Source organism: Pseudoalteromonas sp. SW0106-04 (assembly GCF_001293805.1).
GTDB classification, from domain to species: Bacteria; Pseudomonadota; Gammaproteobacteria; order Enterobacterales; family Alteromonadaceae; genus Pseudoalteromonas; species Pseudoalteromonas ruthenica.
Window position 1 is genome coordinate 1 of sequence record NZ_BCAI01000005.1, and the last position, 24,235, is coordinate 24,235.

Below are 24,235 nucleotides of genomic sequence, written 5' to 3' on the forward strand. Positions count from 1 at the left end.
ACAGTGCGCTACCAGGCTGCGCTATATGCCGACTTGGATTGCAATAGTACGGAAATATTTTGTAAATGCAAGCGTCGGCGGGTGCGTTTGCTTATAAAACATTCATATTCGCCGATTTAATTACAAAAAAGAAAAAAGCGCTAATTTTCAGCGCTTTTGTTGAGTTATTTTGGTGTATCAGAGGCTACTTGGTCAGCCAGTTACTGATTTGTGTTTTCATAATATCCCGTAGGATCGGCTGCGCTTCAGCATTAGGGTGAATGTTATCGTTTTGCATTAATTCACCGTTGGTCGCCACTTGCTCTACAAAGAAGGGCATTAAGGTCACTTGCTTTTCCTTGGCCACATCAACAAAGCTTTGCTCAAACAACTCGGTATAACGGCGGCCATAATTGGGTGGAATACGAATTTGCATTAACGCCACCTCAGCACCGGCCTCTCGGCTTTTATCTATTAGTGCATGCAGGTTGGCTTTCATTTTAGTGACGGGAAAACCACGTAAGCCGTCGTTGCCGCCAAGCTCAATGAGCACATGGGTAGGGGTGTGCTCTTTAAGAATCGCATCAAGGCGACGTAGCGCACCGCCTGTGGTTTCACCGCTTATACTGGCATTAATCAGGGTAGTGGGCGTATTTTGTTGTTCGTACGTATCTTGTAACAATTGCACCCAGCCTTGGTGTTGTTTTAACCCATAGGCTGCGCTTAAGCTGTCACCTAGGACAAGTATCTGATTGTCAGCCCAAGCGAATAATGGTTTAGTGACAAGCAGTAAGACGATAAAAACACGTAGGATTGAAGCACTCATATGTCAGCGTTATCTCAATTAAATATTATTCAAGTCAAAGAATTAACTAAGTCCGTTAATACGCTTGACGGCGATTTAACGATCCTCAGCGACATTACCTTTAATGTCAAGCCAGGCGAGTCGGTGGCCATTGTTGGCGCCTCGGGGTCGGGTAAATCAACATTGTTGAGCTTGTTAGCAGGGCTTGATGTGGCAAGCTCAGGAAGCATTACCTTAGATGGTGATGCCTTGGAGCAACTGGACGAAGAAGGGCGCGCGGCCTTGCGTGCGCAAAAAGTCGGATTTGTATTCCAATCCTTTATGTTGGTGCAAAGCCTCAGTGCACTTGAGAATGTGATGCTGCCAGCTGAGCTTGCTAACCAAAGTGACGCCAAAGAGCAGGCGCTGGCGCTGTTGGAAAAGGTCGGTTTGAGTCATCGCGTTGAGCATTACCCTTCGCAGCTTTCTGGCGGCGAGCAGCAGCGAGTTGCTATCGCTCGTGCCTTTATTGGCACGCCGCAAATTTTGTTTGCTGATGAGCCTTCGGCAAACTTAGACAGTAAAAACGGTAAAATGATTGAAGAGCTGTTGTTTGAGCTTAACCAACAGCAAGGCACCACGCTGGTGCTGGTTACACACGATGAAGCACTGGCACAGCGATGCGACCGTATCTTGCACATCGAAGGCGGCAGTCTAACCGAGTTGAGTGAGCCGAAGGAGCAGGTCAATGTGGGGTAAATTGGCATTTAGACTGTTTTTGAGAGAGCTGCGCCGAGGCGAGCTCACGGTGATATGTGCAGCCATTGCGTTGGCAGTGATGACGGTGTTGACCTTGTCCTCAGTAACTGACCGTATTGGTCAAGCCATTTTGCAAAAATCCAACGCTTTTATCGCCGCCGATAGAGCGCTGGCCAGTAACCATGCGTTGCCAGATGAATACCGCCAGCAAGCACAGAAAATGGGCTTGAAAACGGCGCAGCTCACGTTTTTCGATACCATGCTCTTTGCCAATGACCGTATGCAACTGGCGGCAATAAAAGCAGCGTCATCAGCCTATCCTCTTAAAGGTAAACTACTCATTAAAAGCGATTTTGATGCCCAAGAGCAAGTGGCTGAGGGCGGCCCCAAAGAGGGCAACGTTTGGCTCAATGAAACGGTGATGTATTCATTGGATCTGCAAGTGGGCGATGAGGTTGAGTTAGGTGCTGCCACCTTTACCGTTAGCCATATTTTGAGCGAAGAACCGGATGCGCCGTTCAATATTTTCTCTGGCAGTCGCCGGGTGTTGCTTAATGAAGCAGATATCGCCAAAACTGAGGTGATCCAACCGGGGAGTCGGGTGTTCTACCGTCAACTCTATGCTGGCGACGGTGACGATGTCGAAGCGTTCTATCAATGGCTAAAGCCTCAACTGGCCGAAAACCAACGTTGGTATGGGGTGAAAGACAGGCAGTCGCCCATAGCTAATTCGCTAGAGCGCTCGGAGCGCTTTTTACTGTTGGCAGGTCTGTTGGGCATTATTCTCGCGGCAGTGGCTATTGCGGTATCAGCAAAGCGTTATTGCGAGCGCCAATACGACCCGGTGGCAATGATGAAAACCCTAGGCGGGGCTCGTGCACAAATACGCGCTATTTATTTGCTGCACTTGTCACTGGTGTGTGGTTTTTCACTACTTATTGGCCTTGCTGTAGGATATTCGCTGCAGCACGTGGCCGCCGACTACATGGCTAAAAGCATGGATATTAGCCTTCCGCCTGCGTCGCTGCGCCCATGGTTAAGTGCGGTATTCATCGGGGTTGTGTGCGCGGTGATGTTTTCTATTAAGCCGCTGCTGGATTTATTTGATATTCCGCCGTTACGGGTATTGCGCCGAAACCTCGGTGATAGGTTGGTGGTGAGCAAAATCCACCTCGCGCTCTCGGCGTTAACGGTTTTTGGGTTAATGTGGTTATTCAGCGGTAAAATCAAAATTACCCTAATCTTATTCGCCTCATCGGCCCTTGTGGTGGTGGTGCTGTTTGTTGCCTCAAAAGTGATTTTTGGCACAGGGCGAAAGCTCGGCCTCAGCCCGGGTAACAGTTGGTCTTTAGCGCTGGCGTCAATTCAAAAGCGGGCTAATGCCAATGCCGTGCAATTAATCAGCTTTGCGCTGGCGATTAAGCTGTTACTGTTTCTCATTGTGCTTAAAAATGACATGATCAATGACTGGCAATCGCAATTACCAGCGGATGCCCCTAATGCGTTTCTTGTTAATATTAGCGAGCAAGAAAAACAGCCCGTTGCTGATTATCTCGCGGCTAATAACATTGAGGTGTCGCGTTTTTATCCGACCATTCGTGGGCGCGTCAATGCCGTTAATGGCGAGAAAGTGGCGCGAGAAGTGTCATTAGAGGACAACGAGAAAAAAGATGAAGAAGCACGCTCTGGTGTGGGTCGTGAGCTGAACTTGACGTGGGTTCGCGATATGCCAAGCCATAACACCCTAACCAAAGGGCAGTGGTTTACAGAGCAAAGCCAAGGAGAAGTCTCTATTGAGCAGTCAATGGCTGAGCGGTTGGAGATTCAACTGGGCGATACCATTACCTTTTTAATCGGTTCGCAAAGCTTTGATGCCGAGGTTACCAGCTTTCGCGAGGTGAATTGGTCCACCCTAAAACCAAACTTCTTTATGATCCTAAGCCCAGACTTGCTCGCTGAATTTCCGGCAACCTACATTGCGGCAGCACGCATTGATGACGGTGAAAATAAAGCCTTTACTCAGCTATTGCGGCAGTATCCCACCATTACGGCTATCGATGTCGACAACTTTGTCGAACAAATTCGCTCAACTATCGAGCAGGTGTCGTTAGCCATTGGGTTTGTGCTGGCAATCGTAGTGGTCTGTGGTGCCTTGGTATTAATTTCGCAGGTCCAAGCAAGCTTGGGTGAGCGGATGCAAGAGGTCGTTATTTTACGCACCTTGGGAGCACGCGGAAAGTTGATCCGAGGAGCCACCTTGTATGAATTCTTACTACTGGGATTGATAGCTGGCGTAGTTGCCGCCTTAGTGAGCGATGTGGCGTTATTCATTGTGCAGCGACAGTTATTTGAGCTACCTGGAAAGTTCCATCCTGATATATGGTTCATCGGGCCCGTAGCTGGTGCTTTGTTTGTGGCACTGTTGGGATACACTATGATAGCGCGAACACTCAACAAGAACACCAGTGGTTTGCTACGCAAACTGATGTAGACGAAAAAGCCGCTTTAACAAGCGGCTTTTTTAATTGCGGTTAAGGAGTTGAGCCAGGGCAGGTTTGAGTTCGGGGTGGCGAAAACGAAAGCCCTCGTCTATCAGCCGCTGGGGTTGAACATTTTGCCCATAGAGCAATAAATCGGCCATTTCTCCCATCATCAGCCGTAATGAAAAGGCGGGCATGCGCACGATGGCGGGGCGGCGCAATACTTCAGCGAGCGTTTTAGAGAATTCCTCATTATTGACGGGCTTAGGCGCGGTGGCGTTGATGGCGCCGCTAATATGATCGTATTTTATTAGGTACATAATTAGCTGCACCATGTCATCAAGGTGGATCCAAGACATGTATTGTTGGCCATCTCCTATGGGGCCACCGAGGCCAAAGCGAAATGCGGGGAGCATTTTTCCTAGGGCACCGCCTTGGGCACTTAGCACAATACCGGTACGCAGTAAGCACACACGGGTTTGTGCTTTGTTTGCAGCTGCCTCCCAGTCGCGACAAAGCTGGTGGCTAAATTCATCATAGCAGTGGCTGAAGTCTTCGGTGATCTCCACATCTCCTTGGCGGCCGTAATAGCCAATGGCGCTGCCCGATATTAGCGCCTTCGGTTTGTTGTCTGCGGCATTTATCTTGGCCACGATAGCTTTGGTGGTATTGAGTCGGGAGTCGTAGATACGCTTTTTTTGTTGCTCGCTCCAACGCTTATTAACGATGGGCTCACCGGCGAGGTTGATCACGATATCGACATTATTAAAATCAACCTCATCTAAATTCTGGATGGCTTCAATACGATGACCCAACTTTATGTACGCCCGTGAGGGGGAGCGAGTGAGTACCGTAACCCTATGGTGGTTAAGTAAATGCTTGTAAAGTTCGCTACCTATGAGCCCTGTGGCTCCGGTGATCAATATATGCATGGGTGCCATCGTGTTGCTAATTCACTTTGTTTCTAGTTTAGTTCAAATACTACGAAACTGGCGAATTTAAGATCATTTCCTATGGCCAATCAATGGTTTATTTTCAAACGTATCTCACCTAAACTAGCATCACTTGTCTGCTTTAAGGAAACGAACTGTGCCCAGCTTCACTGGAGCGAGTAAAAGCCTCCTAGTTATGGCCGCCTTGGTGGTGGTTTTGGCAGGGGTGAAAACCGCAAGCGCCTTGGTGGTGCCCTTTATTCTATCGGTATTCATTGCCATCATCTGTAACCCTTTGATTGATACTTTAGGTCGCTACCGAATTCCCAAAGGCGTGGCAGTGAGCATTGTTATACTGCTGGTGGTCGCCGTCCTTTTGAGTATTGGCGGCTTGGTAGGGCAGTCGGTGAATGATTTCTCGCAAAACCTGCCGCAGTATAAAGAGCAATTAAAGAAAGAGTTTGTGTGGGCGGTGAACACGTTAGCGCAATACAATATTTTCCTAAATAAAGAGCAACTGATCTCAATGTTTGACCCTGGGAAAATGATTGATGTAGCCACCAACATGTTAACTGGGCTAGGCGGGGTGATGGCTAACCTGTTTTTAATCATCATTACCGTGGTGTTTATGTTATTTGAAGGGCCCAGTATTAGCCGCAAAATTCACTTAGCGTTAGATGACCCAGATATGAAAATGGCGCAAATCGACCGTTTTCTTGAGTCTATTAACTCGTATTTGGCGATTAAAACCTTAGTTAGTTTAGCGACAGGCTTTTTAGCGACCATGTTATTGTGGGCGCTGGACGTCGACTACTTTATTTTGTGGGGCGTGGTTGCTTTTATGTTTAACTACATTCCCAATATCGGCTCTATTATCGCCGCTGTGCCGCCGGTATTGTTGGCTTTGATCACGCAAAACCCATTGACTGCGGCTTTTGTGGGCATGGGATACTTAGTCATCAATGCGGTGATGGGCAACGTGGTCGAGCCTAAATTTATGGGTCGGGGCTTAGGTTTGTCGACCTTAGTCGTGTTTTTATCGTTAATCTTTTGGGGCTGGTTATTGGGCACGGTGGGGATGCTGCTCTCTGTGCCTTTGACTATGGTGGTGAAAATAGCCCTAGAAGAGAGCGAAGAGGGGCGCTGGCTTGCCACCTTACTTGGCGCCGACGTAGACGACGCTAAGCAAAGTGACCAAGGTTAATCTAGTGGTACGCGATAACTGTCGATACGCTGCTCAATAAGCCGTAACTCACAATGCTTATACGCCATCGCCGCAGCCGTAGCGTCGGGCATCACACGCAGATAACGCCACCGACAGCTGTCTTCAAGGTAGCTGTCAAAGCTCTGCTGCGAGCGTAAATAAATATCCAATGGCTGAGTGATCCCCGATTGCTTAGCGAAGTTTTCGAGCTGCAGCTGACGCTTATTCTGCCACGCAGTCAAATCTCGGCGCAGAAGCTCTAACTGGCGGTCAAGACATTGGATATAGTCACGACGACTATCGGGTGTTTCGCCTACCGGTGCGCATTGCGCAATTTCATTGGCATCAACAGTATTGAACAAACAGGCGCCGAGGCCAATGGTTAACACAAAAAAGTGACGTTTCATAATGACGTTAGGTTGTCTCTTGGTAATCAAACTCAAGCATAAAGCGAGCGCCGCCCAAGGGGCTGTCGTCAATGCTTAAAATACCATGATAGCCGTTTACGAGATCAGCGACAATGGCCATACCCACACCGTGTCCGCTTTCATAGCTATCAAGGCGGGTACCACGTTGCAACAGCAACTCACGCTTCTCCTCAGGCACGCCAGGACCGTCGTCTTCAATCATTAGTTTAAGACGCTTCTTACGTTGCTCGACCTTTAAACTCACCTGCGAGACACAGGCTTTACAGGCGTTATCAATGAGGTTGCCAAGCAGTTCCATTAAATCGGTTTTATCGCCCAAGAAAAAGTGCTTGTCGCTCACATCGACACTGAATTCGATGTCTTTATCACGATACACTTTACTCATGGCATTAAAGATAGAGTCCGCTACTGGCTTAATATGCGTTTGTTTTTTCCATGTGTCGGATGCACCCGTCGCAGCGCGTTTTAATTGGTGTTCGATCATCACATTGATGCGGTCCAACTGCTCTTGGGCATCGTCATCGCTGGCCATAGGGCTTGACTTAAGTACAGCCAAGGGGGTTTTCAGAGCGTGGGCAAGGTCACTTAAAGACGCGCGATAACGCTCTTTTTGCCGTTGCTGTGATTCCAACAGTAGGTTCAAATCGGCTTTTATATTTTGCAGCTCAACGGGGTAGTTGCCTTTGATACGCGTGCCTTCGCCCGATTCAATGGCTTTTATCTCTTTATCTAAGCGGTGTAATGGACGAGAGTTCCAGATGAAGCCGATGATCATCAACACGGTGATCACCACACCCATAATTAACATCCAGTTTATTGATGTCTCCTTAAACCCTTCCATCAGCCTTAATAAACCATCGTTACTTTTAACTACAATGAAGCGGGCTTCAATGGTTTGGTCGAGATTCGCGAGGATCCCAGTGAGTGACAGTTGCCAGTATTTGCGACCATTGACGGTCACGAGGCGAAAATCCGCTTTACCGGTTTCGGTGATCACTAAGTCCGGTTTGTAATCAATATTTAAGGCGGACTCACTTTGCCAGACTCGCTCGTTGCCATTATAAATCATGGCATAGGTGTCTGATGTGACGCGGTTCAGCTCGGGGGCAAGAATACTGCGTGGCATTTCTACACCACGTTCACTGTATTCAACTTCAGAAATTAATGAGTATAAATGCGCTTCGAGGGTTTTTTCAGTGGCCTCCACTAATGAGGCACGATACGCGTTGCCAATCGAAGCAAATAAAATAGGCATGGCTACGATCAACAAAAAGACAAGGATAAATCCTTGTCTTATTTTCAGTGAAACTTGATTTCCTACCACTGGGTGCGCAGCCTGTATCCTCGCCCACGTAGGGTCTCAACGGGGTTCAGGGTGCCTTCTGGGTCCAGTTTCTTGCGCAGACGCAGGACAAATACTTCTATCACGTTAGAGTCGAGATCAAAGTCTTGGTCGTAAATGTGCTCGGTCAATTCCGATTTAGAAATCACTTTTTGTGGATTCACCATCAGATATTCCAACACTTTATATTCGTAAGCGGTCAGATTGAGCTCGCGCTCTTCTACCCATACCTGCTGCGAGCGTGTATGAATACGGATTGGGCCGTTTTCAATTTCAGGGTTCGCCTGACCCGCACTGCGACGAATTAATGCGTTACAACGAGCGATTAATTCTTCCACATGAAATGGCTTGGTAAGGTAATCGTCGGCACCGGCATCGAGGCCTTCAACCTTGTCCTGCCAGCGATCGCGCGCAGTCAAAATTAAGATAGGGATGTCGACGCCATTTTTACGGGCTTGTCTGATAAGCTCAATACCATCAATTTTTGGTAAGCCTAAATCAACCACCGCCATATCCAGTGGGTATTCACAAATATGGAAAAGGCCCGCTTCTCCATCATTACACAAATCAACGCTGTAGCGCTCTTTTTCTAGGGCACTACGCAGGTTATCTGCCAAATGTAAGTCGTCTTCAATTACTAGTATGCGCATTAATTATTTTCCTTCTCTACCTGCCCGGTGCGTTTTGAGACGCTGACGTCAACCACACGGCCCTTGGGCTTTAATATACGAACAATAAACTTTTCCCTTTGTTCAGATATCTTTAACACTTTACCGTTTTCGGCTTCTTTGGCAATTGCCACTGCCTGCTTTTTATCAATGTCTTTGGGGGGCGTTGAGCCAGCCTGGGCCACTGAGGTGGCTAAAACAAAAGCAGTAAATATAGCGGCTATATATTTAAGCATGGTTCAAAGAACTCCCAATTGATCTTTCGTTGCGCAACATACACTGCACTTGCAGCGGCAATGTCGCAAGCATACAAAAAATCAATTAACCTTTACTGAATTACGCTGGAAGCACCTTCTTGAAGGGCTTGACTACTGAGTTTTCATATACACCAGCGGCGATATAGGGGTCATCAGCGGCCCATTCCCGTGCATCTTCTAAGGATGCAAATTCAGCCACCACTAATGAGCCGGTAAAGCCAGCTCCACCCGGGTCGTTACTGTCCGTCGCTGGAAGTGGTCCGGCAAGGTGTAAGCGCCCTTGGTGCTGTAACTCTTGCAAGCGTGCAAGATGCGCTGGACGCGCCTTAAGACGCTGCTCGAGCGAATTTTCCACATCGGTGGAATAAATCATGTACAACATAATAATAACCAAGTACTTGGTATCGATTACATTTATGATAGCCAGCAATGATAGGCGTTGTAAATTAATATCGTTGTTTAAATGGGACCGCGCCCACCAGCAGTCGTTAAAGCTTGAAAAGCTTTGTTTAACACTGGTAGAGTCGGGTTAAAACAATAACAAGGTTTTTCTATGAGCGAAAAACGTGAACATTTTAGCTCTCGCTTGGGCTTTATTCTTGCTGCTGCAGGCTCTGCGGTAGGTATTGGCAATCTCGTTGGGTTTCCTGTTTCGGCCACCAAAAATGGCGGTGGTGCCTTTCTTTTAGTTTATGCACTGTTTGTGGCGTTTATTTGTTTGCCGGTCATGATGGCGGAAATGGCTATGGGCCGAAAAGCGCAAAAAGACCCTTATGGTGCATACAAAACACTGTCGGATAATTCACCGCGCTGGCGCGGTGCAGGGATTCTTGCGGTACTGACGCCGTTTATGATTGCGGTGTTTTATATGGTTATTACAGTGTGGATTTTCGGTTATCTGGCACAAACAGCCATGGGCAACCTTGATGCGCTTGCCGACCCCGGTAACTTTGGCCGCTTCATTAATGAATACAGTATTTTTGGCTACATGGTGGTGGTCGCCATTGTGGTTAACTTAATCCTCGTCGGTGGCGTCAAAGAGGGCATTGAAAAGGCTGCGAAGTTTTTAATGCCAGCTCTTTTTGTGCTGCTCATAGGTTTGGTTGCCTATGTGTTGACCTTGGATAATGCTATGGCGGGTGTGCGTTATTATGTGGTTCCGGATTTCTCAAAAATGAATGCCAGCGTACTCAATGGTGCCTTATCACAAGCGTTTTTCTCGCTGTCGTTAGGGATGGGGATTTTGATGACCTACGCGTCCTACATCTCGAAAAAGGATGATATTGTTGGTGGCGCAAAGATGGTCGCCATCACCGATTCACTGGTGGCTTTTACCGCCGGCTTAATGGTGTTGCCAGCCATTTTTAGCTTTAATCCGGATACTGATCCAAGCCAACTCTCTGAGTCGTCGGTGTCGATGATATTTGTTTATTTACCGAAGATTCTTTTGGCACTGCAAACCGATATTGGTTATATGGGTGCGTCTATGGTGGCGTTTGTATTTTTCTTGTTGGTGTTTTTCGCTGCCATTACGTCGTTGGTGTCGATTGTCGAGGTGCCCACAGCAACGCTTATTGAGGAAAAGGGCTACAGCCGCAAAAAAGCACTGTTAGTTTTAGCAGGCGCTATCGGCTTGCTCACCATTGGCTGTACCGTATCATTTGGCATGGTCGATTGGTTGACTCAGTTCACCCACTACGGTGATGCTGATAAGAGCTTCTTTGATGTGGTTTATGACGTGTTTTATGACACCATTTTACCACTTAACGGCTTGATGGTGTGTTTGTTTGTTATGTATCGTTGGAAGAAGGTGCGTTTGAATGATGAGCTTTCGCAAGGCTGCGCTAGTTACGAAGGCAGCTTTATGCAAAAGTACGTGAACTTCTCACTATCAACCTTTATCCCAGCGATTTTGCTGCTGATTTTCATCAATACTGTGGCAACCAAGTTTTTCGCCATTAGTATCTTCGGCTTTTAATTCGCCGGTCGGGGGCTAGCCTAAATAGCCCCCGAATCTAAATAACTGCCAAGTCCCAGAGTAAACATCCACAACCCCCACAAACTATGTTCCAGTACACACACAAGTGTGGAGCGTGAGTGCGCATAGGTATAAGAAAACAATAGCCCACCGCAAAACGACAATACTATCGCAACCCAATTCCCATAAACCATGTGTGCCAAGGAAAATACGCTAGCACTTAACCAAATACGCCAAGTTTTGCTAGGAATGATGGGCTTATAGCGGTGAAAGAAATAGGTGCGAAAAATCAGCTCTTGTGGCAACACAGAGAGCAGCGGGTATAACACCAGTAGCATCAACCAGCTCAATGGTGATTGCAGCGGGTAGCTAAACCAGTTTTCCTGATTGAGAATGCCATAGAGCACACCCGAGAATAATGCTCCGGTGAGAAAAAACGTGGCAATGCGCTTACGCACCGCTGAGAACTGGCCCATGGAAGTGATGCGAAAGCGTTTAAAGTGGGGATCGGTAAGGAGAACAAAACAACACACCGCAGTGAGGGTGATCAACGCAGGGATCAGCCAGTTATGCAAATACTCGCGCATCAGCAAGCCGGCAACCGGCAATAGGATAAAGATACAGAACAGCTCTAGCCAGCGATACTGCGCGTTATTCAATGTTTCAGCCCATTGCTACACTCAATATGTACTCAGTGTAGCAGGGCTGTACGACAGCTTTATGACTCTTCTTCAGGAAAGTAAGGGTAAAGACGCATAATCGTGGCAATAATAGCCACAAAGGTGATGCCGATAAGGCCGAACACTTTGAAGTTTACCCAAAAGTCGAGCGAGAAATTGTAGGCAACATAAATGTTGAGCACTGCAATAACGGCAAATAAAATAACCCAGAAAATGTTTAACTGCTCCCAAATCCGCTCTGGTACCGCAATCTCTTGACCTTGCTCACCGCCTTGTTTCTCTTCTACCGACTTGAGCAACCCAGTGAGTGCCTTTTGCACTAGGTTCTTTTTGAAAAACAGCCGTGCGGCTAATAACACCACCGCTAACAGCGCATAAATGAAAGTGGCCTTCCATTGGATAAAATGCTCATCTCGAAACAGAATGGTCATAGTTCCTAACACTAGGGCGATAGCGAAAAACACCCAATGACGCTTAGCAATATGGCCCTCTTTGAAATAGCCATAAGCAAGCTGTAGGGCACTGGTGCCGATTAATACGCCCGTCGCCCAATAGATATCAACGAGTTTATAAACAGCGAAAAATAAAATTAGCGGAATGTATTCAATTAAAGTACTCATTCACGACGTCCATTACATTAGGTAGCAGCCGTTTTACCAGTATCTGAGAGCAAGCTCAAGCATCAGTGCGACATTGACATTTTCATTGTCGCCTTTTAGGCTGCGCGGCTTTGAGTTTTCAGTAGGTAGCACCGTGAACAAAAAGCAACTAATTGACGCCATGCATGGGCGCAGTGGATTAACTAAGCAACAATCTGCGGCAGCGTTAACATCGCTCATTGAGGCGATAACGCGGTCTTTACACGAAGGGGATGCGGTATTTATACCTAAGTTTGGTAACTTTTCGCTTAGCTATCACCCGGCGAAACGCGGTCGTAACCCGCAAACAGGGGAGGAAATAGAAATAGCAGGGCAAAATAAAGTGGCCTTTAAATGCGCCAAGGCATTAAAAGACCACATACAGCCAGGCTAACCCTTGGTCGCCTCTTTCATGGCGATAGTAAACACTTTCAGCTCTTCACACATGGCCTCTGGGTGGTCCAAGTTGGCGGCAATAATTTTTACCACGGCGGAGCCACTGATAGCTCCCGCAGCACCACTGCTCAGGGCTTGGCTCACATCATCCGGAGTGCTGATACCAAAGCCAAGCAACGCGGGTGCGGCATGATATTCTTTTAGCTTGGCAATCATCGAATCCGCCGGCATTTGCGCTTTGGTTTCGGTGCCCGTGACGCCTGCTCGGGAGAGCAAGTAGGTGTAACCGCGCCCGTAAGAGGCGCACTGTCGAAGGGTGTCATCATCGGCATTGGGGGTGGCGATAAAAATCGGCTCAATGCCGCTTTCAGTGGCCGCTTGACGGAACATTTTCGACTCATGTAAGGGCACATCAGCGACCAAGATTGAGTCCACTCCAGCGTCTTTCGCTTGTTGGTAAAACTGCTGCGGTCCACGGGCTAGTACCAAGTTAGAATACAGTAGTAAACCAATTGGAATATCTGCGTTATAGGCGCGAATTTCGCGAATGATGTCAAAGCAATCATCGGTGCTAATATTCGCCTCTAAGGCGCGAATATTGGCGGCCTGAATCACCGGGCCATCGGCAATTGGGTCGGAGTAGGGAATGCCCAACTCTAATGCGTCGGCACCGCCATCAATCAGGCTTTTAATAATGGCAATACTTTGTGCTTTACCCGGATCGCCCAAGGTCACAAAGGGCACAAACGCGCCTTCATTGTGCTCGGCGAGGTTGGCGAAGGTGGTGGCATAACGACTCATGATATATCTCCTTTAGCAGCAAGCACTTGATGCACATGGGCCAAGTCTTTGTCACCTCGGCCGCTGAGGTTTACAACAATAATACACTCTTCACTTTGTTGCTCCGCATACTGGAGGGCATAGGCCAGTGCGTGGCTCGACTCAAGTGCCGGTATAATGCCCTCATGGCGTGCCAGCGCCTTAAATGCATCGAGCGCTTCATCATCGGTGATACCCACATATTGGGCGCGGCCGCTTTCATGCAGATGCGCGTGCTGAGGCCCCACTGCGGGGTAGTCTAAGCCTGCCGATACTGAGTAAGACTCTTCAATTTGGCCTTGCTCGGTTTGCATGATGTAGGTGTAAGCGCCATGCAAAATTCCTTTGCTACCGCGACATAAGGTCGCGCCATGTTCACCGCTATCAAGGCCCTTACCTGCGGGTTCAACGCCGATCAGCTTGACGCTTGGCTCATCAATGAAATCGGTAAACATGCCAATGGCGTTAGAGCCGCCGCCGACACAAGCAATGACCGCATCGGGTAAACGTCCTTCGGTTTCGAGAACCTGTTGCTTGGCTTCTTCACCAATCATTTTTTGGAACTCGCGCACCACCGTTGGGAAAGGGTGGGGTCCGGCAGCGGTACCGAGCAGATAGTGCGCTGTTTTATAATTCGCTGACCAGTCGCGCAGCGCTTCGTTCACGGCATCTTTCAAGGTACCAGAGCCGGCGGTAACAGGTATCACTTCAGCGCCCATCAAGCGCATACGAAATACATTCGGCTGCTGACGCTCGACGTCTTTAGCGCCCATATAAATGCGACACTTTAAACCCAACAGCGCACAGGCCAAAGCCGTAGCCACACCGTGCTGACCAGCGCCGGTCTCAGCGATGACTTCCTCTTTGCCCATGCGTTTGGTGAGCAAGGCCTGGCCCAACACTTGGTTGGTTTTATGGGCGCCACCGTGAAGTAAATCCTCACGCTTAAGGTACAGTTTGACCTTGGGGTTTTTCACCAAGTTACGCGTTAACGTTAAGGGTGTCGGACGGCCGGCATATTCATTGAGCAAAGAGTGAAACTCTTTTTCAAAAAGCGGGTCGTGTTGTGATTTATTAAACTCGGCTTCTAGCTGTTTAAGCGCCGGCACCAAAAGCTCCGGCACAAACATGCCGCCAAAATCGCCAAAATAGGCTGAATTACTCATAACCACCTCAATAATTCCGAATTGCCGCAAAGGCAGCATTAATTTTCTGTGTACATTTTTTACCGGGTGCGGTTTCTACGCCGGAATTAATATCCAGCCCGGTTGCGTTGTGTGCTAAAGCGTCAGCAATATTGCCAGGGGTCAAGCCGCCTGCCAGCATGAAAGGGGGTTCAGCCTGCGCCAGCAGTTGCCAGTTAAATTGCTCACCGGTGCCACCTTTCGCTTGTTTGCTATACGTGTCATAGAGAATACGGTCGACGCCCGCGAGCGCTTTAGGCAGCTGTGTAGCCACCGCTTGTGCTTTCCAAATTTGGCACGATAACGGCAGCGCTTGGCGTAATGACTGAATATAATGCTCATCCTCCCCTCCATGCAGCTGCACGGCAGCCAGTTTTAATCGCGTGGCATAGTCGCTGACTTGCGCAATCGGTGCGTCAACGAAAACCCCTACGTAATGCAGCGGCGCACTATCAACAATGGCCTTGGCGCAATCAATGTCAACATAGCGGGGTGAGCCTGGGTAGAAAATCAGGCCACCATAATAGGCACCAGCTTGGTATACCGCTTGTGCATCCTGTGAGCGCGTAAGACCACAGACTTTATGCTCGCCAAAAATTAAGGCGCGACAAGCGCTTTCAATATCAGCCTGGGCCATAATAGAACTGCCAACCAGAAACCCGTCACACAAGGTGCTTAAGCGCTGCACGTCTTTATGGCTGTAAATGCCCGACTCAGAAATCAACACTTTATCACTGGGGATCAATTGGCGAAGCCGTTCAGTGGTCGCCAAATCGGTCGATAAGTCGCGTAAGTCACGGTTATTGATACCGATGATCTCGGCGTTCAACGCCAGCGCCCGAGTTACTTCCTGCTCATTGCTCACCTCAGTTAATACATCCATATTCAGTGACTTAGCCAGTTTGCTAAGCGCCGTGTAGGTGTCGTCATCAAGCACTGAGAGCATCAATAAAATAGCATCACCGCCGTGTAAACGAGCCAAATAAACTTGATAAGGGTCGATAAAGAAATCTTTGCAAATCAGTGGCTGGCTGACTTTCTGTCGTACCTGGGTTAAGTAGTCAAAATGGCCTTGAAAGTACTTTTCGTCGGTCAGCACACTAATACAGCTGGCGTACTTTTTATAGACGGCAGTGATTTCATCCAGGTTAAATACATCGCGAATAAGCCCTTTTGAGGGCGATGCCTTTTTGCATTCCAGAATAAAGCTCGTTGGGCTCTGTTTCAGGGCACGATAAAAATCACGGTCGCTCGCAGTGATGTCGTCAATAAAACTCGCTAACGGTTGCGTGCGTTGACGCTGCGCTACCTCATGGCGTTTATCGGCAACAATTTTTTCTAATACATTAGCCATGACTTACCTCAATGATGGTATCAAGCGTGCGTTGTGCTTGCTGGGATTGTAAAACGTCTTGAACCTGCGCGCTGGCCTCTTTGAAATTAGCCGCTTTGCCGGTCAATACTAATAACGCTGCGACATTGATCACCACCGCACTGGTGTGCGCCGGCTCTCCTTGGCCGCTTAAAATCGCCCGCGTGGCATTGGCGTTGTAGTCTGGCCCTTGACCACTGAGTTGCGCAAGTGAATAGTTTGCAAGTCCGAAGTCACTGGGGTTTAAGGTGTACTCATGCAGTTGCCCTTGGTTGAGTTCAACCACTTGGGTCTCACCATGTAAGGCGATTTCATCGGTGCCGGCACCATGGACGACCATCGCCCGTTTGCATCCTAAGGTTTGCAGGGTCTTTGCCATAGGTAAGCATAAGGCAGGGTCGTACACCCCGAGTAATTGATAATCCGGTGCCGCCGGGTTAGCAAGCGGCCCGAGAATATTAAACAGAGTCCGTGTTTTAAGGGTGGTACGCACCGCCATCGCGTGCTTGACCCCTTGGTGGTAAAGCGGAGCGAACAAAAACGCAAAGCCGGTTTGCTCAAGCATCGCGGCGGCTTGCTCTGGGCTCATATCGATATTGATCCCCAGGCTTTGTAACAAATCAGACGACCCTGAGTTACTCGATACACTGCGGTTACCATGTTTGACCATATTAATTCCACAGGCGGCGGCTACAAGCGCTGCCGTGGTGCTGATATTAATAGTGTTGGCACCATCACCACCGGTGCCACAGGCATCGACCAAGTGTTGCGCCGAGGTGTTAAAGGGCAGGGCATTGGCGCGCATAGCGGCGGCGGCCCCGGCAATCTCGTCGGCGCATTCACCCTTAATTTTCAGCGCGGTAAGCATGGCCGACAGGGTGATATCATCAATATCGCCGCGCATCACGCTATCGAACAGCTGCTGTGACTCTGCAAAGGTTAAGTCCTGCTGCTGATACAGCTTATTCATTACATCCATGAGTTACCCCTGTGCTGTTAAGTATTCAAGGCTTTGCTGCAATAGTTGCGCGCCATGAGGAGTTAGAATCGACTCTGGGTGAAACTGATAGCCAAGCACCTTATCTTGATGCTGACACACAGCCATTGGCATGCCCTGGTACTGCGCGATAATCGCTAATTGATCGCTTACCTTGGTTGCCACTAAGGAATGGTAACGGGCCACCACGAGGTGCTCGCCAAAGCCGCTAAAAGCGGGGTGGGGCATTAGGCTAATGGTGGATGATTTACCATGCACCGTTTGCTGAGCATGGCCAATTTCACCCCCATACGCCTGCGTTAATGCTTGTTGCCCGAGACAAATCCCGAGCATCGGGAAGCGTCCCCGACACAGGTCAATGAGCGCCATTAAACATCCCGCGCTGTCGGGCGCGCCAGGCCCGGGGGAAAGCACGAGCACCACCGGCTGGGTTTCTGCGCACATGCGCTCGAATATGACTTCCGCCGCCACGGTATTGCGATACACCACCAACTCTTGGCGCAACTGTGCAAATTCATCCACCAAGTTATAACTGAAAGAGTCTTCGTTATCTAAGAAGTAAATCTTATAATTCATGCGTTTGTTGCTCCTTGGCTGGTGGCGATAGCGCGCAGTACGGCGCCGGCTTTAGCGCGGGTTTCATCGGCTTCACTTTGCGGGTCTGAGTCATAAACCACCCCAGCGCCGGCTTGCACATGGGCTAGGCCACCTTTGACAAAAGCACTGCGGATAACAATGCAAGAGTCCATGGCTCCATCACCCGTGAGGTAGCCGACGGCACCGCCATAGCTGCCTCGGCGTTTCTTTTCTACCTCACGAATTAAGCGTGCAGCGCTGACCTTGGGGGCGCCAACCAAAGTGCCCATATTCATACAGGCCGAGTAAGCGTGCAGTGCATCTAGGTCTTCTTTTAACTGTCCTACCACCCGCGAAACAAGGTGCATGACATGGGAGTATCTATCGACTTTGAGTAGCTCTTTAACGTGACGCGTGCCGGCCTGGCTGATACGAGCGACGTCGTTACGCGCTAAATCGACGAGCATAATGTGCTCGGCGCGCTCTTTGCCATCATTGCGCAAATCGAGCTCGATGCGCGAATCGAGGTCTAAATTTAAACGTCCATCGGCATGCTTCCCACGCGGGCGCGTGCCCGCTATCGGATACACCTCAACTTGATTGCTCTGGGCACAGTATTTCAAGGCCGATTCAGGAGAAGCGCCGAACAGCGTAAAATCTTGGTCGCGCAAATAGAACATATAGGGGCTGGGGTTTTGTGTTTTCAGCTGTGCATAGGCCGCTAATGGCTGTTGGCAAGGCAGAGTAAAGGTTCGTGAAGGCACCACCTGAAAAATATCACCGTCGATAATATGTTGCTTTAGTTGGCTAACCTGCGCCTTGAAGTCTTCGTCACTGATATCGACACTGGCTTCTACAGGCTGCGCTGTTGCCTGCGGCGCTGGTAGTACCTCCACATCATCACAGAGGGTGTTTAAGCGTTCGACTTTTTGTCCTACCTCAAAGCAATTGGCATGCACTTGCGGGCCATTGAACACGTTACCGATAATTTCAGTGCTCTGTGCTTGGTGATCAACCACCACTAGGGTTTCAGCAAGGTAAAAAACATAGTCTGGGCAGCTGTTATCTTTTGCCTCGACGGCGGGTAGTTGCTCAACATTCGCGACCATGTCGTAGCCCATTACGCCGCCTAAGAAAATGGCAAACGGATTGTCAGAGTTGTTGCTGATGCGATTAATGCACTGACGTAGGGTATCGAAGGCGTTGGCTGCTTTGAGCTTGGCATGCTCGTCTAAATCGCTGGCCGCGGGCGGGTAGCTGATTTGCAAGGTAGTGTTATCGAGTGTGGTGGTGCCGGCATCGATGTGACGCTGCAAATAAGGCAGCAGTTGCGCGCCGTTATTTGATAGCGCGATGACACTGACCTCGCTGCCGTTACACTCTATGCGCAATGCGCTATCAACTAATACGATACTTTTTAAATTGGCTTTGGAGTCTATTTCTGCGGACTCCAGTAACAAACTATTATCGGTATCGAGCTTGGCGAACAGGCTCAGCGCAGAGGGGATATAGTCTCGCCGCTGGCTAATGCTGGTCACCTGACCGGGCTCGGTCGAGATGTGGCTAAAAATCATAAAAAGTCCTCATTCCCAAAATGTATTGCCATCGGTTTTATTGCTGCTAGCAATGATGATGGCCTAAAAACAAAAAACCCGCATACTTCGAAAAGCTGCGGGTTGCAATTATGCTCAGCCGTAACAAGGCCCACCCGCTATCTCGAGTGCCACCACCAAATTACTGTTACGAACTGCGTTAAAATCATGTTACTTACCTTTGTTTAGATACAAAAAAACCCGCTTGCTGCGGGTTTTGTTAATCAGGAAGTACTCACTGCGCACGACTAATTCCACCCGCGATTACGAGTGCCACCACCATGTCATATGTGTGTTATTAGCCTGTGACTGCATGAGCTTGATAATCCTAATTAATTGATGGCTGTTAGTTAAACCTAGCTGAGCATCAGTGTCAACCATTTTATAAATAAAAAGTTATTGCCGCGCTGCGGGGTGAAAAATGATAAGCTAATGGCATTATTGATAGCTGTTAAGAGGGCTGTGTGCTTAAGTACGATTTACATTGCCACAGTAATTTTTCCGACGGGACTTTAAGTGTTGATGAGCTGGTATCGAGAGCCGCCGACAAGGGAGTTGATGTGCTCGCGCTCACCGATCACGATACCATTGCCGGTATCGCTCCAGCGCGCGCCGCGATAGCTGCGCAGGCGCTCGACCTAGAATTAGTCGCCGGAGTCGAAATATCCACGCGCTGGCACAGCTTTGAAATTCATATTGTTGGCTTGCAGGTTGACACCCAGGCTCCGGAACTGACAGCATTGTTGGCTGAACAGCAGCAAAAGCGCAGTGAACGAGCGATAAAAATAGGCGAACGTCTGCAAAAAGCAGGGTTTGAAAACACCTATGAACAAGCCTGTGAGCTGGCCGCTGAGGCGCAAGTAACGCGTGCCCATTTTGCCCGGGTGTTAATGGCGCAAGGCGCAGCGAAGACCTTTCAAGGCATCTTCAAAAAATACCTCAGTCGCGGCAACACCGGGTATGTGCCAAGTACATGGTGTGACATGCACACCGCCATTAAGGCCATCGCCGCAGCAGGCGGGCAGAGTGTGCTCGCGCATCCGGCTCGATACAAAATGTCGAATAAGTGGCTGCGCAAGTTAGTAAACGAATTCGCCACGCTCGGTGGCGATGCAATGGAAGTGGCCCAAACCCAACAAGCGCCCTGTGAAAGGCAGTTTTTAGGGCAGCTTGCGCGCGAGCATGGGCTGCTGTGCTCGCAAGGTTCTGATTTCCATTTTCCTTTACCTTACATAGAATTAGGAAAGAACCTATACTTACCTAAAGACTGTGAAGGCGTATGGCAGCGTTGGCAGTAGTCGTTATCACAAAGCAAGGATAAACATGAGTCAATTTTTTCACATTCACCCGCAAAATCCGCAGCCACGGCTGATCCAACAAGCGGTGGATATTGTGCGCAAAGGCGGCGTAATGGTCTATCCCACTGATTCTGGGTATGCCATAGGGTGCCAACTAGGGGAAAAGGCCGCGCAAGAGCGGATCACCCGAATTCGGGGTATCGAAAAGCACCATAATTTTACTTTGATGTGTCGCGATTTATCAGAGCTTGCGACCTATGCACGCGTTGATAACCAGATGTTTCGGTTGATCAAGAATAACACGCCAGGCCCTTATACCTTTATTTTCAAAGGCACTAAGGAAGTACCACGACGAGTATTAAATGATAAAAAGAAAACCATTGGTATTCGCGTCACCGATCATCCGATTAGTAAGGCGTTACTTGAAGAGCTTGGCGCACCCTTAATGTCGTGTTCATTGATTTTGCCTGGCGCTGAATTCACCGAGTCAGACCCCGATGAAATTCGCGATCGTTTAGAGAAGCACGTCGATGTGATTATCCATGGTGGTTTTTTGAGTGAACAGGCCACTACTGTGGTGGATTTGTCCGATGACGCAGTGGAGATTTTGCGTGTCGGTTGTGGTGATCCCAGTCCCTTTAAATAATGACCCAAGATACTTTGGTAGAGCAGCAAAAGCTGCCGCTGGCGTTTATTCGCGGCGAGGCCGTGGTTGAAAAGCCAGAAGATTTATATATTCCACCGGATGCCCTAGAAGTCGTACTCGAGACTTTTGAAGGGCCTTTGGACTTGCTGCTTTATCTTATCAAAAAGCACAAACTCGATGTCCTTGAGCTGTCTATTTTTAGCATCACCGAGCAATATATGCGCTATGTGGAAATGATGCGTGAGTTTCAATTGGAGCTCGCCGGTGAGTATTTGGTGATGGCGGCGCTGTTGGCGCAGATAAAATCACGTTTACTGTTACCTGTGCATGAAGAACTCGGTGAGGAAGAGGAAGACCCTCGCGCCGAGCTGGTGAGACGGTTGCAAGAATACGAGCAATTTAAAAAGGCGGCGGAGCAGCTGGATGAATTGCCGCGCATGGAGCGCGATATTTTTACCGCTCACGCGTTAGTTGAAGAAGCGGCTATGCCTGAACCTTTATTTCCTGAAGTAGCACTAGAAGAATTAATGCTGGCACTCAGTGATGTCATGGCCCGAGCCAAAACCTTTGAGCATCATCATATCACTCCTGAGCAGCTATCGACCCGGGCACGCATGAGCGCTATTTTAGCGCAATTACAAAACCACTCCGGTTATATTGATTTTGCCTTGCTATTTACCCCACAAGAAGGGCGCGCCGGTGTGGTGGTGACCTTTATAGCCATATTAGAGCTCACCAAAGAAGGGCTTATTCACTGCCAACAAGCTAATAGCGAAAGTGCCATACATGTGCGTTTAAAAGAGCATGCTGCAGCGTGATTTGCATTGCCTTATGGTGTAGCTCTGCCATAATAGCGCCCGCGATGGAGGTCTGAGCATGAGCACGCGACGCATTAGTGACGAGCAGCTTATAGAGTTGCTAGAGGCGGCAATTTTCGTTGCCCCTAAACCGCTGACAAAAAAACAACTCAAAGAAACTGTACTCAGTGATATTAATGTGTCTTCTAAGCGCGTTAATGAAGCTTTAGAGGCCATCAGCGCGCATTATCAAACCCGAGGGATCCGCTTAGTGCACGTTGGCTCAGGCTATCGCTTTCAGGCGTGCAGCAGCTTAAGCCCTTGGCTCAGCAAGCTATTCCAAGAGCGGGCACCGAAATATTCAAGGGCGTTAATGGAAACCCTGTCACTGATAGCCTATCGTCAACCTATAACCCGAGGCGAAATAGAGCAAGTGCGTGGTGTGACAGTTGCTAGCAATATTATGAAAACATTGCAAGAGCGCGGTTGGGTGAAGGTGATTGGCCATAAGGAAGTCCCTGGTCGCCCCGCGTTATATGCGACGACGAATGAATTTTTAGATTATTTTTCGCTATCTGGCTTAGAGCAATTACCGCCGCTCCCTGAGCAGCAGCAAAGCCAGATAGATAAGTTATTACACGATCCTTCTGTGAGAGAACCATCTGAATGAGTGAAAAGTTACAAAAAGTCCTAGCCAGAGCCGGCGTCGGCTCCCGTCGCGAGATGGAAAAGTACATCGAGGCCAACCGCGTGAGTGTTGATGGCAAAGTGGCGCGCTTAGGCGATCGCGTTGAGCCCAACCAAACCATTCGTGTCGATGGCCACATAGTCAAAGTTGAAGAGCCACAAGAGCGAGTGTGTCGGGTATTAATGTACCACAAACCTGAAGGTGAGCTGTGCACCCGTAAAGACCCTGAAGGGCGTCGTACGGTATTTGACAGACTACCGCGAATTGAAGGCGACCGCTGGATTGCCATTGGTCGTTTAGATATTAACACCTCAGGGTTGCTGTTATTTACCAACGATGGAGAGCTCGCCAACAGGGTGATGCACCCGAGCTATGAAATTGAGCGTGAATATTCGGTGCGCGTATTTGGTGATGTAACCAAAGAAGCAGTTCGCAACCTCACCAAAGGCGTGGAGCTCGATGATGGGCCGGCACGTTTTCATAGTGTTAAGCCTATGGGCGGTGAGGGGATCAATAAATGGTTTAACGTTACATTGAGCGAGGGACGCAACCGTGAGGTACGTCGTATGTGGCAATCTCAAGGGGTGGAAGTATCGCGCCTGATCCGCGTACGTTATGGCGAGCTGGAGCTCAATAAGCGCTTACCACAAGGTGGCTGGGAAGAACTTGAACTCAGTAAAGTGAATTACCTGCGTAAGACCGTAAAGTTAAAGCCTGAAACACAAACTAAGTTATCGGTTGACCCTATCAAGCGAAAAGACAAACGCGCTAAAGTGAACCGCATTAGAAAAGCTGTTAAAAAGCACAACCAGCGCGTGCAACAACAAAAGAAACGCCGTTAATTCAGATACAAAAAACGCCGCAATCAACGCGGCGTTTTTTACATCAAGATGTGCTAATTATTTCTTTTTAATTTGCGCATCCAACGACTGACCATTAACGTCACTAGAGTCATCACTCATTAAATAAAGGTAAGTGGGCATCAAGTCTTCAGGCGTTGCTAGCTTGTCTTTGTCTTCTCCTGGGTAAGCACTGGCACGCATACTCGTGCGGGTGGCGCCTGGGTTAATACAATTGATGCGAATATTGGTTTTATCGACTTCTTTTGACCATGTCTGCATCATGCCTTCGGTGGCAAATTTAGAAATAGCATAAGCTCCCCAAAATTCGCGGCCTTCGCGGCCAACGCCCGACGACGTAAACACAACCGATGCATTGTTTGATTTCTTTAATACAGGAAACAACGCTTTGGTCAGCATTGCTTGCGCAGTGACGTTGACCTTCATGATGTTCTCGAAAGTGGATGTACAGAAATGTTCCATTGGGCCTAATGCACCCAGGATACCAGCATTGTTTAATAAGCCATCGAGCTTACCAAATTGCTGATCAATAGTGGCGGCCAGGTCACGGTAATTTTGCTGTGTGGCACCTTTTAAATCCAATGGAACAATCGCTGGTTGTGGGCCACCTGCAGCGACGATTTCATCGTAAACTGCTTCGAGCTTTTTAGTTGTTTTACCTAATAAAATTACTGTAGCACCGTATTTGGCATAGGTTAACGCGGCAACCCGGCCGATGCCGTCGCCAGCCCCAGTAATTAATATGACTTTTTCATCTAATGCATTTGCACTTGCTTGGTAGTTTTGCATAAGCTGCACCTAGAGCATGATCTTTTTAAGAATTTTACCATACTCAAATAACAAGTAATCGATTTAATTACAAAATTAAGTGGCGAAAGGCA

Annotated in this window: 26 protein-coding genes; 10 read left to right on the plus strand and 16 right to left on the minus strand. The window is 48.7% G+C overall.

What is annotated here, in order from left to right:
• Nucleotides 1-184: 184 nt before the first annotated feature.
• A complete protein-coding gene (locus tag W04_RS07450; RefSeq protein ID WP_053910383.1) occupies nt 185-805 on the minus strand; it encodes an arylesterase in 621 nt (206 codons plus the stop codon).
• Between W04_RS07450 and W04_RS07455 the strand changes: the two genes are divergently transcribed.
• Together W04_RS07455 and W04_RS07460 are read left to right on the plus strand one after the other, a co-directional pair.
• Nucleotides 806-1,522: an ABC transporter ATP-binding protein gene (locus W04_RS07455; protein WP_045978404.1), complete on the plus strand. Its 717-nt coding sequence runs from the start codon at nt 806-808 to the stop codon at nt 1,520-1,522.
• On the plus strand, nt 1,512-4,013 hold the full coding sequence (locus W04_RS07460) for an ABC transporter permease (RefSeq protein WP_053910384.1): 2,502 nt from the start codon (nt 1,512-1,514) through the stop codon (nt 4,011-4,013). Before W04_RS07455 ends, W04_RS07460 begins: the two co-directional genes overlap by 11 nt.
• 30 nt (nt 4,014-4,043) lie before the next feature.
• On the opposite strand, the gene W04_RS07465 is transcribed toward W04_RS07460, so the two are convergent.
• Nucleotides 4,044-4,934 (minus strand): TIGR01777 family oxidoreductase, encoded by an 891-nt coding sequence (locus tag W04_RS07465; protein ID WP_053910510.1) that lies wholly within the window; start codon nt 4,932-4,934, stop codon nt 4,044-4,046.
• A 157-nt stretch (nt 4,935-5,091) separates the two neighbouring features.
• Between W04_RS07465 and W04_RS07470 the strand changes: the two genes are divergently transcribed.
• A complete protein-coding gene (locus tag W04_RS07470; RefSeq protein ID WP_045978403.1) occupies nt 5,092-6,138 on the plus strand; it encodes an AI-2E family transporter in 1,047 nt (348 codons plus the stop codon).
• Here the strand turns inward: W04_RS07470 and W04_RS07475 are convergent.
• The 5 genes from W04_RS07475 to W04_RS07495 all read right to left on the minus strand — a co-directional run bounded on the left by W04_RS07475 (nt 6,135) and on the right by W04_RS07495 (nt 9,215).
• Nucleotides 6,135-6,545 carry a lysozyme inhibitor LprI family protein gene (locus tag W04_RS07475; RefSeq protein WP_053910385.1) on the minus strand — a complete coding sequence of 137 codons (411 nt, stop codon included), beginning with the start codon at nt 6,543-6,545 and terminating at the stop codon, nt 6,135-6,137. The genes W04_RS07470 and W04_RS07475 overlap by 4 nt on opposite strands.
• A gap of 7 nt (nt 6,546-6,552) precedes the next feature.
• Nucleotides 6,553-7,890 (minus strand): ATP-binding protein, encoded by a 1,338-nt coding sequence (locus W04_RS07480; protein WP_053910386.1) that lies wholly within the window; start codon nt 7,888-7,890, stop codon nt 6,553-6,555.
• The gene (locus tag W04_RS07485; RefSeq protein ID WP_022943803.1) at nt 7,884-8,558 is read right to left on the minus strand and encodes a response regulator transcription factor; all 675 of its coding nucleotides are present in this window, start codon (nt 8,556-8,558) and stop codon (nt 7,884-7,886) included. The genes W04_RS07480 and W04_RS07485 overlap by 7 nt, the downstream gene beginning before the upstream one ends.
• Nucleotides 8,558-8,812: a PepSY domain-containing protein gene (locus tag W04_RS07490; RefSeq protein ID WP_022943802.1), complete on the minus strand. Its 255-nt coding sequence runs from the start codon at nt 8,810-8,812 to the stop codon at nt 8,558-8,560. The genes W04_RS07485 and W04_RS07490 overlap by 1 nt, the downstream gene beginning before the upstream one ends.
• A gap of 100 nt (nt 8,813-8,912) precedes the next feature.
• Nucleotides 8,913-9,215, minus strand: a complete 303-nt coding sequence (locus tag W04_RS07495; protein WP_026110949.1) for a YciI family protein — start codon at nt 9,213-9,215, stop codon at nt 8,913-8,915.
• 171 nt (nt 9,216-9,386) lie between these two features.
• Here W04_RS07495 and W04_RS07500 point away from each other — a divergent pair, with 171 nt between their 5' ends.
• Nucleotides 9,387-10,811, plus strand: a complete 1,425-nt coding sequence (locus W04_RS07500) for a sodium-dependent transporter (RefSeq protein ID WP_053910387.1) — start codon at nt 9,387-9,389, stop codon at nt 10,809-10,811.
• 20 nt (nt 10,812-10,831) lie between these two features.
• On the opposite strand, the gene W04_RS07505 is transcribed toward W04_RS07500, so the two are convergent.
• Together W04_RS07505 and W04_RS07510 are read right to left on the minus strand one after the other, a co-directional pair.
• Complete coding sequence (locus W04_RS07505) at nt 10,832-11,470, minus strand: CPBP family intramembrane glutamic endopeptidase (protein WP_053910388.1); 639 nt, start codon at nt 11,468-11,470, stop codon at nt 10,832-10,834.
• 59 nt (nt 11,471-11,529) lie between these two features.
• A complete protein-coding gene (locus W04_RS07510; RefSeq protein ID WP_053910389.1) occupies nt 11,530-12,111 on the minus strand; it encodes an inner membrane-spanning protein YciB in 582 nt (193 codons plus the stop codon).
• 133 nt (nt 12,112-12,244) lie between these two features.
• On the opposite strand from W04_RS07510, the gene W04_RS07515 reads away from it, so the two are divergent.
• Nucleotides 12,245-12,523 (plus strand): HU family DNA-binding protein, encoded by a 279-nt coding sequence (locus W04_RS07515; protein WP_022943797.1) that lies wholly within the window; start codon nt 12,245-12,247, stop codon nt 12,521-12,523.
• Here W04_RS07515 and trpA read toward each other — a convergent pair.
• From trpA to W04_RS07545, 6 genes are read right to left on the minus strand one after another with little or no spacing between them, the layout of a single operon-like run.
• Entirely contained in the window at nt 12,520-13,326 is an 807-nt protein-coding gene (gene trpA, locus W04_RS07520; RefSeq protein WP_053910390.1) for a tryptophan synthase subunit alpha, read from the minus strand. The genes W04_RS07515 and trpA overlap by 4 nt on opposite strands.
• Nucleotides 13,323-14,510 carry a tryptophan synthase subunit beta gene (gene trpB / locus W04_RS07525; RefSeq protein WP_045978473.1) on the minus strand — a complete coding sequence of 396 codons (1,188 nt, stop codon included), beginning with the start codon at nt 14,508-14,510 and terminating at the stop codon, nt 13,323-13,325. The genes trpA and trpB overlap by 4 nt, the downstream gene beginning before the upstream one ends.
• A gap of 7 nt (nt 14,511-14,517) precedes the next feature.
• Nucleotides 14,518-15,882, minus strand: a complete 1,365-nt coding sequence (trpCF, locus tag W04_RS07530) for a bifunctional indole-3-glycerol-phosphate synthase TrpC/phosphoribosylanthranilate isomerase TrpF (protein WP_053910391.1) — start codon at nt 15,880-15,882, stop codon at nt 14,518-14,520.
• Nucleotides 15,875-16,879 (minus strand): anthranilate phosphoribosyltransferase, encoded by a 1,005-nt coding sequence (gene trpD, locus W04_RS07535; RefSeq protein ID WP_053910392.1) that lies wholly within the window; start codon nt 16,877-16,879, stop codon nt 15,875-15,877. Before trpD ends, trpCF begins: the two co-directional genes overlap by 8 nt.
• A gap of 3 nt (nt 16,880-16,882) precedes the next feature.
• Complete coding sequence (locus W04_RS07540; RefSeq protein WP_053910393.1) at nt 16,883-17,473, minus strand: aminodeoxychorismate/anthranilate synthase component II; 591 nt, start codon at nt 17,471-17,473, stop codon at nt 16,883-16,885.
• Nucleotides 17,470-19,047, minus strand: coding sequence for an anthranilate synthase component 1 (locus W04_RS07545; protein ID WP_053910394.1), 1,578 nt, complete (start codon nt 19,045-19,047; stop codon nt 17,470-17,472). Before W04_RS07545 ends, W04_RS07540 begins: the two co-directional genes overlap by 4 nt.
• Before the next feature lie 482 nt (nt 19,048-19,529).
• Here W04_RS07545 and W04_RS07550 point away from each other — a divergent pair, with 482 nt between their 5' ends.
• From W04_RS07550 to rluB, 5 genes are read left to right on the plus strand one after another with little or no spacing between them, the layout of a single operon-like run.
• A complete protein-coding gene (locus tag W04_RS07550) occupies nt 19,530-20,363 on the plus strand; it encodes a PHP domain-containing protein (protein WP_022943564.1) in 834 nt (277 codons plus the stop codon).
• A gap of 25 nt (nt 20,364-20,388) precedes the next feature.
• Nucleotides 20,389-21,009, plus strand: a complete 621-nt coding sequence (locus W04_RS07555) for an L-threonylcarbamoyladenylate synthase (RefSeq protein WP_022943563.1) — start codon at nt 20,389-20,391, stop codon at nt 21,007-21,009.
• Entirely contained in the window at nt 21,009-21,827 is an 819-nt protein-coding gene (locus W04_RS07560) for a ScpA family protein (protein WP_022943562.1), read from the plus strand. The genes W04_RS07555 and W04_RS07560 overlap by 1 nt, the downstream gene beginning before the upstream one ends.
• Before the next feature lie 58 nt (nt 21,828-21,885).
• Nucleotides 21,886-22,476 (plus strand): SMC-Scp complex subunit ScpB, encoded by a 591-nt coding sequence (gene scpB / locus W04_RS07565; protein ID WP_022943561.1) that lies wholly within the window; start codon nt 21,886-21,888, stop codon nt 22,474-22,476.
• Complete coding sequence (gene rluB, locus W04_RS07570; RefSeq protein WP_045978392.1) at nt 22,473-23,336, plus strand: 23S rRNA pseudouridine(2605) synthase RluB; 864 nt, start codon at nt 22,473-22,475, stop codon at nt 23,334-23,336. The genes scpB and rluB overlap by 4 nt, the downstream gene beginning before the upstream one ends.
• 57 nt (nt 23,337-23,393) lie before the next feature.
• Here the strand turns inward: rluB and W04_RS07575 are convergent, their stop codons facing one another.
• Nucleotides 23,394-24,143, minus strand: coding sequence for a YciK family oxidoreductase (locus W04_RS07575; protein WP_022943559.1), 750 nt, complete (start codon nt 24,141-24,143; stop codon nt 23,394-23,396).
• Nucleotides 24,144-24,235: the final 92 nt, after the last annotated feature.

What these genes read in the sequence shown, in the direction of transcription:
- rluB (WP_045978392.1), top strand. Translation starts at nt 22,473, where the DNA reads ATGAGTGAAAAGTTACAAAAAGTCCTAGCCAGAGCCGGCGTCGGCTCC.
- W04_RS07555 (WP_022943563.1), top strand. Translation starts at nt 20,389, where the DNA reads ATGAGTCAATTTTTTCACATTCACCCGCAAAATCCGCAGCCACGGCTG.
- W04_RS07500 (WP_053910387.1), top strand. Translation starts at nt 9,387, where the DNA reads ATGAGCGAAAAACGTGAACATTTTAGCTCTCGCTTGGGCTTTATTCTT.
- trpB (WP_045978473.1), bottom strand. Translation starts at nt 14,510, where the DNA reads ATGAGTAATTCAGCCTATTTTGGCGATTTTGGCGGCATGTTTGTGCCG.
- W04_RS07510 (WP_053910389.1), bottom strand. Translation starts at nt 12,111, where the DNA reads ATGAGTACTTTAATTGAATACATTCCGCTAATTTTATTTTTCGCTGTT.
- W04_RS07560 (WP_022943562.1), top strand. Translation starts at nt 21,009, where the DNA reads ATGACCCAAGATACTTTGGTAGAGCAGCAAAAGCTGCCGCTGGCGTTT.
- W04_RS07545 (WP_053910394.1), bottom strand. Translation starts at nt 19,047, where the DNA reads ATGATTTTTAGCCACATCTCGACCGAGCCCGGTCAGGTGACCAGCATT.
- trpD (WP_053910392.1), bottom strand. Translation starts at nt 16,879, where the DNA reads ATGGATGTAATGAATAAGCTGTATCAGCAGCAGGACTTAACCTTTGCA.
- W04_RS07490 (WP_022943802.1), bottom strand. Translation starts at nt 8,812, where the DNA reads ATGCTTAAATATATAGCCGCTATATTTACTGCTTTTGTTTTAGCCACC.
- trpA (WP_053910390.1), bottom strand. Translation starts at nt 13,326, where the DNA reads ATGAGTCGTTATGCCACCACCTTCGCCAACCTCGCCGAGCACAATGAA.
- W04_RS07475 (WP_053910385.1), bottom strand. Translation starts at nt 6,545, where the DNA reads ATGAAACGTCACTTTTTTGTGTTAACCATTGGCCTCGGCGCCTGTTTG.
- W04_RS07455 (WP_045978404.1), top strand. Translation starts at nt 806, where the DNA reads ATGTCAGCGTTATCTCAATTAAATATTATTCAAGTCAAAGAATTAACT.
- W04_RS07495 (WP_026110949.1), bottom strand. Translation starts at nt 9,215, where the DNA reads ATGTTGTACATGATTTATTCCACCGATGTGGAAAATTCGCTCGAGCAG.
- W04_RS07465 (WP_053910510.1), bottom strand. Translation starts at nt 4,934, where the DNA reads ATGCATATATTGATCACCGGAGCCACAGGGCTCATAGGTAGCGAACTT.
- scpB (WP_022943561.1), top strand. Translation starts at nt 21,886, where the DNA reads ATGAGCACGCGACGCATTAGTGACGAGCAGCTTATAGAGTTGCTAGAG.
- W04_RS07460 (WP_053910384.1), top strand. Translation starts at nt 1,512, where the DNA reads ATGTGGGGTAAATTGGCATTTAGACTGTTTTTGAGAGAGCTGCGCCGA.
- W04_RS07575 (WP_022943559.1), bottom strand. Translation starts at nt 24,143, where the DNA reads ATGCAAAACTACCAAGCAAGTGCAAATGCATTAGATGAAAAAGTCATA.
- W04_RS07540 (WP_053910393.1), bottom strand. Translation starts at nt 17,473, where the DNA reads ATGAATTATAAGATTTACTTCTTAGATAACGAAGACTCTTTCAGTTAT.
- trpCF (WP_053910391.1), bottom strand. Translation starts at nt 15,882, where the DNA reads ATGGCTAATGTATTAGAAAAAATTGTTGCCGATAAACGCCATGAGGTA.
- W04_RS07450 (WP_053910383.1), bottom strand. Translation starts at nt 805, where the DNA reads ATGAGTGCTTCAATCCTACGTGTTTTTATCGTCTTACTGCTTGTCACT.
- W04_RS07485 (WP_022943803.1), bottom strand. Translation starts at nt 8,558, where the DNA reads ATGCGCATACTAGTAATTGAAGACGACTTACATTTGGCAGATAACCTG.